This window comes from Brevundimonas sp. CURTG3B2_SDJG, from assembly GCF_057364705.1.
On sequence record NZ_JBNFOJ010000571.1, the window covers coordinates 1 to 629 of the forward strand.

The 629-nt window shown below is 73.8% G+C and carries 1 protein-coding gene; it reads right to left on the reverse strand.

The genetic code is table 11. The annotated features are described in order from the left end of the window. The coding region (locus AC2W7C_RS18720) for a tetraacyldisaccharide 4'-kinase (protein WP_486002683.1) at window positions 1-359 on the reverse strand (359 nt) is incomplete at its 3' end. Between the last annotated feature and the right edge of the window lie 270 nt (window positions 360-629).

The following is a 629-nucleotide window of genomic DNA, read 5'->3' on the forward strand; positions in this document are numbered from 1 at the left end:
GGGCTGTCCAGCGCCAGCATCAGCGGCTCGTCGCGACGCGGCGGCGGATGGGCGTGAAGATCGACTCGGACCGGGCCTCCAGCTTGCCGCCGTAGCCGCGCGACAGGGCGTGGGCGTCGACGCCCGAGGCGCGCAGCAGACGCAGGACCTCGCGGGCCGATGGGCGTCTTGCCGGAGCCGCCGACCGTCAGGTTGCCGACGGAGGTCACCCGGACGCCCGGGTCGGCCGGGACGGCGCGGGCGATGCGCCGGGCGGTGACGCCGGCCCAGACCCAGGACAGGGGCTTGAGCATCAGACGCATGACCGCCGCGTGGCGCCGGTCGCGCAGGTACCACCATTTGGGGGTGCTCAGGGACATGCGCGCGTGTTCTCCGAGCCGTCATGCCGGGGCGCTCGAAGAGCGAACCCCGAACCCAGGAGGGCGCATCCCGTCCGGACGGCGCATTCAACATCGCGCTCGATCCCCTGGGTTCCGGGTTCCGCTGCGCGGCCCCGGAATGACGAGGGACGGAGAGCGATCATTGCGTACGCCCTTCGGCGGCAGCAGGGGCTGAAGCGCCTCGATCAGCCGGTCGAGGCCGGAGCCGGCCTCGGCGGCGGCGCGGCGACCGCGCTCGCCCATGGCCTT